Origin of the sequence: Leptolyngbya sp. FACHB-541, assembly GCF_014695875.1 — a bacterium.
In the GTDB taxonomy this organism is placed as follows: Bacteria; Cyanobacteriota; Cyanobacteriia; order Elainellales; family Elainellaceae; genus JAAUTN01.
This window is the reverse complement of the sequence record NZ_JACJPC010000045.1, coordinates 21184-27183: the sequence shown is the minus strand read 5'-3', so window position 1 is coordinate 27183 and position 6000 is coordinate 21184. Positions and strand designations below refer to the sequence as shown.

General features: G+C 48.5%; 6 protein-coding genes. 3 read left to right on the top strand and 3 right to left on the bottom strand.

Annotated features, from left to right (window positions below; all coding sequences use genetic code 11):
* Positions 1-93 precede the first annotated feature (93 nt).
* On the bottom strand, positions 94-483 hold the full coding sequence (locus tag H6G00_RS08365; RefSeq protein WP_199318386.1) for a DUF1643 domain-containing protein: 390 nt from the start codon (positions 481-483) through the stop codon (positions 94-96).
* 73 nt (positions 484-556) lie between these two features.
* Between H6G00_RS08365 and H6G00_RS08360 the strand changes: the two genes are divergently transcribed.
* A complete protein-coding gene (locus H6G00_RS08360; RefSeq protein WP_199318385.1) occupies positions 557-1480 on the top strand; it encodes a DUF4349 domain-containing protein in 924 nt (307 codons plus the stop codon).
* Here H6G00_RS08360 and H6G00_RS08355 read toward each other — a convergent pair.
* Complete coding sequence (locus tag H6G00_RS08355; RefSeq protein WP_190796398.1) at positions 1473-1742, bottom strand: hypothetical protein; 270 nt, start codon at positions 1740-1742, stop codon at positions 1473-1475. The genes H6G00_RS08360 and H6G00_RS08355 overlap by 8 nt on opposite strands.
* Before the next feature lie 141 nt (positions 1743-1883).
* Between H6G00_RS08355 and H6G00_RS08350 the strand changes: the two genes are divergently transcribed.
* Both H6G00_RS08350 and H6G00_RS08345 read left to right on the top strand, forming a co-directional pair.
* Entirely contained in the window at positions 1884-2798 is a 915-nt protein-coding gene (locus tag H6G00_RS08350) for an FHA domain-containing protein (protein WP_190796397.1), read from the top strand.
* Between the two features lie 204 nt (positions 2799-3002).
* Positions 3003-5132, top strand: coding sequence for a serine/threonine phosphatase (locus H6G00_RS08345; protein WP_190796396.1), 2130 nt, complete (start codon positions 3003-3005; stop codon positions 5130-5132).
* Positions 5133-5284: 152 nt separating this feature from the next.
* On the opposite strand, the gene H6G00_RS08340 is transcribed toward H6G00_RS08345, so the two are convergent.
* Entirely contained in the window at positions 5285-5506 is a 222-nt protein-coding gene (locus H6G00_RS08340) for a DUF4327 family protein (RefSeq protein WP_190644130.1), read from the bottom strand.
* Between the last annotated feature and the right edge of the window lie 494 nt (positions 5507-6000).

The following is a 6000-nucleotide window of genomic DNA, read 5'->3' as shown; positions in this document are numbered from 1 at the left end:
TGAGCTCTTCCTCACTCTCTTTAATCTCTAGCTTGTAAACTCCTGCCATATTCTACCGTTGAACCCTCTACAAGCTTTATACCATCTGTCGCCTTACTTTGGAGAATTGGTATTACCCCATGCCACAACCAGCATTTCAGCAGTTTGCATGGCTGCATTCAGATAACGGTCATTTTTGTCCCCAATTGGGTCAGTTGCTTGCAGCAAATCCTTCAAGTGCGTTGCACGATAGGCAAACAGATTGACCACTTCCAAACAGCCATACCCCCAGAACTGAGCAAAACTGATGCAGCGGCGAATCGTTGGATCGTTCTTTTCAGCATCTGCGGAACTAGGGTTCAGCATGATGAATCCAACCTTTGGTGCGTTTGCATCCCATTCTCGCCATCGGGAATAGCGGTAGGTGCCTGTGGGGTCGAAGGTTGCTCCTGTTTTAAGCTGCACTGGAGGGGTGGAGGGATAGGCGTGTTTCTTAAATTGCAACTATCCAAATTTTGGCATTGGAAATAGTCATACTCGCAGCATTCAACTTTGAAGCTTAAGGAAATTAGCTACAGTGAACGACTCTAAATACTTGCTCAGGCGAGGTTTGCTTGGTGTAGCTCTGTGTGGAGGTGCAATGCTAGTTGGTTGTGCTAGCTCTCCCTTGCCTGCGGGTGATTCAACGGCGAGTGCCCCAGCTTCAACGGGAACTCCAATGGCAGGGCAAAATTTTGCTGAAACAGCCGATGTAGCGGCAGCACCTGTGGTTGCTGAAGTGCCGCGACTGCTTCCTCAAATGATCAAAACGGCAGACATTACAGTTGTGGTGGATGCAGTGGATGAGAGCCTTCAACGGGCAACGGCGATCGCTCAACAGCAGCAAGGCGATATATTGGGTTTACAAAACCAGACTCCGCCCAATGACTACTACCGCCACACCGCTTCACTTCAAATGCGAGTGCCTCAAGAGCGGCTAGAGCTAACTTTAGAGACACTCGGCGAATTGGGAACTGTACAGCGGCAGTCCATTGCGGCTGAGGATGTCTCAACTCAGCTTGTAGATTTTCAGGCGCGGCTGAGAAACCTGCGAAAGTCAGAGGAAATGCTGCTGCAAATTATGGAGCGATCGGGCAACATCGGGGAAGTGCTGAAGGTTGCCCAGGAACTTAGCACAATTCGCAATTCGATTGAGCAAATTGACGCTCAGCTTAGCAGCCTGCAAAATCGGGTCGCTTATTCAACCATCAACTTGCGTTTAGAAGGGGCGATCGCTGATACCCCACCCCAGCGGGCGATCGGCATCCAGCTTCGGGAAACCTGGGAAAGTGCTTCTCACTCAATGGGCAAGCTGACGGTTGATTTCATTCAGCTCAGCATTTGGCTAGCGGTTTATAGCCCCTATCTTTTAATTTTTGTAGGAGCCACTTTTTGGGGATATCGCCGCTTGAAACAGCAGCGATCGCACTCTGCTCCTGGTACCTCAGAAGAAACTACGTAAAACACTTAACTCGGTGCCAGTTCTTGTCTTCATCCTGGCAATAGTAGCAACCTTCCCACCAAGTACACTGAATATAGGAATCGTCCACCATGCGGCTTTTAGCTGGCTGCTCATTGCTCAACACATTAACCACCTCGTCCTTCCGATCAGCCGCTTTAGCTGCAATGGTATCTAGCGTCTTTTTCAGAGATTCAGGAATTGCATTGTCCTCAATTGCTAAGTTTTCCTGCTTTACCTTGATTTGCTTTATATCTGGTTTCATCTCTGATAGATCTCCCTCTATCATTGTCATCATTTCATTACTACCTACCACGGTTCTAGCGGATCAACCGCACCGTTTGGAATATTCTCAACTTTATTTAAGGTCAACGTAGACAAAACTCTCAGAAACTTGACGTTTTTTATGATTACTTGTCCAAATTGCGCCCACGCCAATCCAGAAACGGCAACAGAATGCGAGGCTTGCTATACGCCTTTACCAGCGCTGATTTCCTGCCCTAACTGCAGCGCTAGAGTGTCAGCAGCGGCTCACTTTTGTGGGCAATGTGGACACGACTTGCAGCAGAGCGAATCTCAGGGACAGCTTCCAGTGCAGCCTCCGGCACCGCCATCTCAACCGCTTGCTCCTACCATAATTGGAAATACAGGAGAAATCGAGAATACAGGAGACGAAACTTCTATGCCTCAGCATCCTGTTCCACCTGACCCTGTCTCTTTGCCACCAGATGTTCCTCCTGCGTTAGCTGGGACTTCAGTGTCCGCAATGTCCTCGACGGAAGCACCGGGGTCTGAGGCTCCTGATCCGCTATCACCCGCTGCACAGATGGAACCTGCTGTATCTCAAAATTCTTCTGACTTGCCTCCCATTATTTCCGGCAATGCCGATTCTGGTCAGGCTGCTGGCAGTGCTTCCGCCCCTGATGTCACTCAACCGCCATCTCCAGCGGCTGCGGGTAGTAGAGTTCCAGATACCAGCACTCGGCTCCAGCAAACGGCTGCTCGTCTGTTTCACGTTCAAAGCAACAGCGTGATTGAGTTGCCACTTCACGTCAACGTCATTCACATCGGTAAGCCTAATGGTCAGATTCCACCCGATATTGATCTGTCAGGCATGACCGACTCCGATATTGTGTCGCGCGTACATGCTGACATCCGGGTTGAGGGAGATATGTTCTATTTAGAAGATTTGGGCAGTTCAAATGGAACTTATGTGAACAACCTGCCGCTGCAACCAGGCGATCGCCATCGATTGCGTCCGGGTGACCGGATTTCGTTTGGTAAAGGCGATAAAGTTAGTTTCTTGTTCCAGTTTTCCTAAACCTGGGTACCCTAAAAAAAATTTACCGAATACGGGTTTTGCTTATATCGTGTAACCTGTACACAATGCAGCTTTTAAGGCGTTTCGCAGCACTCACTGGGTGTTGTGTATTTGCTTAGGAGCCGTGCATTAAAGGGTAATGGGCTGGTATGTGTCCCCTCTGGTGCGATCGCCAGAGTAAAGAGTCCCCAAGGAAGTCTCAAGATGCTTGTTTGTCCTAACTGCCAGTTTGACAACCCTGACAGCGGGAAGTTTTGCCAAAACTGCGGGCTTTCTTTGACCGAGCGGGTCTGCCCAGTTTGCGAATCTGCAAATCTGCTCAATGTTGAAAACTGCTCACACTGTGGTGCGGTCGTTGGTACGACCTGGCAGGCAATTGTTTCTAGATCTTTACTGGCTCAAGGTTCTGCTAGTGCAGCAGTGCAGCAGTCCACGCAAGCAGAAGTTGCTAACTCCTTGGCGTCTCTGCCAGTTGGGGCTTATCTTGACATTCAGCAGCGCTATCGACTCCTTGCACCTCTACCAGCATCGTCAATGGCAACGGATGTAGAGGTCAGGGTACTGGACTGCCAACCGTTTCAGCTTTCCCCCCTGGAAGTGTTGTTAGGCTACCCTCTAGATGAAGAATCGATCGAAGCAGAAGATTCGACTGCCAGTGCTGCTGAGTCTGATTCTATTCAAGCAATTGACTTAATTGGACAGTCTGAAAGTGCTGTAAAGACGGCTATTTCACCGATCGCTCAAATCTATTTAACGCTACAGGAACAGCTTTATCCCTCCTTGCCGCTGATTCATGATGCCTGGGAACGTGACGGGCAAACTGTAGTTCTGCTGGAGGATCGAACACATTTACCACTGCTAATGGATTTGTGGAGTGATCCAAATGTGCTGCCCATTCAGGTTTTACATTGGCTCCATGAAATGACGGAACTTTGGGCCGTGTTACAGATTCAACATTGCTGTCAGAGTCTTTTAGAGCTGAACAACTTACGGGTGGATGAAGACCAGCTTTTGTGTTTGCAACGCCTGTATTTAGAGAAACCCGAAGGCCCACTGGAGCTAAAGGACTTAGGGCGGGTGTGGCTACTGTTGTTTCAGCAGTCTCAACGAACTCAGCTTGGATCTCTAGCGCAGTTGTGCCAGGATTTGGAGGTGGGGAACATCTCGGCTCTGAATGAACTGCGATCGCGTCTAGAAGCGATCGCCAACGAACTTCAGCCTGACGACCATACACCTGACTTAACGCCAAAGGCTATGCCCGAACTTCCTATCGATCCAGCTAATTCTGATGCAACACCCAGCGCGGTGGAAACCTCCCAAGGGGCTGCGTCTAACTTGAACCCTAATGCGGTTGGCGCGACGGACTTAAGCATGAACCCAGCCATACCCTCTTCAGCCGCAGATCTGAGCGATTCTGATAGCCTCACTCGGCTAGAGTTGGGTGTGCCCGACGAGGAGATTCCGGGTGACAGTGATGATGTGCCGACCGTTGTGTTGCCTATGAAGCTGATGAGCCTGGAAGATGCAGGGCGTACTGATATTGGCCACCAACGCGACCACAACGAAGATTATTTCAGCGTTCAAACTGAAACAGAGAAATTAGAAAGCCCAACCGGACGCACTCTGCACGCTAGAGGGCTGTACATTCTTTGCGATGGTATGGGCGGACACGCAGGGGGTGAGGTGGCAAGCGCCCTGGCTGTTGATACGCTCAGGCAATATTTTGCTGAAAACTGGCGCGACAATCAGCTACCCAACGAGGAAGCTATCCGAGCGGGCATTCACCAGGCAAACAAAGCAATCTACGACCTGAACCAGCAAAATGCTCGCTCTGGTAGCGGTCGTATGGGGACGACACTAGTTTTGGTGCTAATTCAAGATACGGAAGCAGCAATCGCCCATGTAGGAGATAGCCGCCTTTACCGCTTTAGCCGTAGACGGGGGCTAGAGCAGGTCACGGTCGATCACGAAGTTGGTCAACGAGAGATCCAGCGCGGCGTAGATCCTGCGATCGCCTATGCTCGCCCTGATGCCTATCAACTTACTCAGGCACTAGGGCCCAGAGATGAGAACTTTATCAGCCCAGATGTAGAGTTCATTGAACTCAACGAGGATTTGTTGCTAATCCTCTGCTCTGATGGCATGACAGACAACGATTTGCTCGAAACTCATTGGCGAACCCATCTTGACCCCTTGTTGAATGCTCAAACCAACCTGGAGCTGGGCGTTCAACAGTTAATTGAACTGGCAAATCAGTACAATGGGCACGACAATATTACGGTTGTGACAATTCGAGCTAAGGTACGTCCTAACCTTGAACAATTGAAGTCTTAAGATTCCTAAGATTCAGGCAAAATAAAAACCTTGGGGGCAACGATGTTTTCCCCAAGGTTCAAATTATGTGATTGAGGTTAGGAACATCCTTGAGTGGGCGTGCAGCTTTGCTTAACTCCTCTCAAAAATTATTCCTACTAAACACGATTGCTTTAGTTGTCTTCCTCCCAAGTTTCGACCTCTATGAGGTCAATAACCGGGTCTTGCATGGAAAATTCGAAATCTTCCAGTTCTTTTTTCCAGTATGACCAGTTGTCGCCATACAGAAGGGCAATCTTCCAAATGCTGTCTGTTGGCTTTAGCAGCTTTGAGTCTACAAGCGATCGCACTTGACGCTGAAGCTTCACCATTGGGTGAGCAACTTGTTGCTCCATAACACTTTCAGGCATGATGATTGAATTTTTCAAATATCTTCAAAGAAATTGCCTAATTGAAATACAGCACCTCTGTATGCGGCTTTACGAAATGCTGTTAGGCCTAATCTCTAATATAGTAACATATCACGAAAAATCTTGCTGTTACAAATTTCAGCAGTTTTTCTGTGCGCCTTGTTACTCTGTACATTATGACATTATGCGACCGCATAATGTGGGCTTCCCAAAAAAATTAAGATGGGCTTCCCGAGAAATAGGTTAACTTAAGGAAATAGCCCTAAGATATTGACTCTCCGTTGAAATGGCTGTAACGTAGGCATCCTGCCTGCTTATATAAAAGTCAGGAGAAGCTTGAGCAAGCTGTCTGTGCTAGAAGTAGATTTGCAGATTTGCTCAGCTTTTATAGCGAATAATGTCTTGTGCGGTTTCAACCTGAGATTGTTAAGGCTATAATAAGGGTTTTGGGAAGCTTTAAGGTTACAGAGGGAGAGCTA

What these genes read in the sequence shown, in the direction of transcription:
- H6G00_RS08355 (WP_190796398.1), bottom strand. Translation starts at nt 1,742, where the DNA reads ATGAAACCAGATATAAAGCAAATCAAGGTAAAGCAGGAAAACTTAGCA.
- H6G00_RS08350 (WP_190796397.1), top strand. Translation starts at nt 1,884, where the DNA reads ATGATTACTTGTCCAAATTGCGCCCACGCCAATCCAGAAACGGCAACA.
- H6G00_RS08345 (WP_190796396.1), top strand. Translation starts at nt 3,003, where the DNA reads ATGCTTGTTTGTCCTAACTGCCAGTTTGACAACCCTGACAGCGGGAAG.
- H6G00_RS08340 (WP_190644130.1), bottom strand. Translation starts at nt 5,506, where the DNA reads ATGGAGCAACAAGTTGCTCACCCAATGGTGAAGCTTCAGCGTCAAGTG.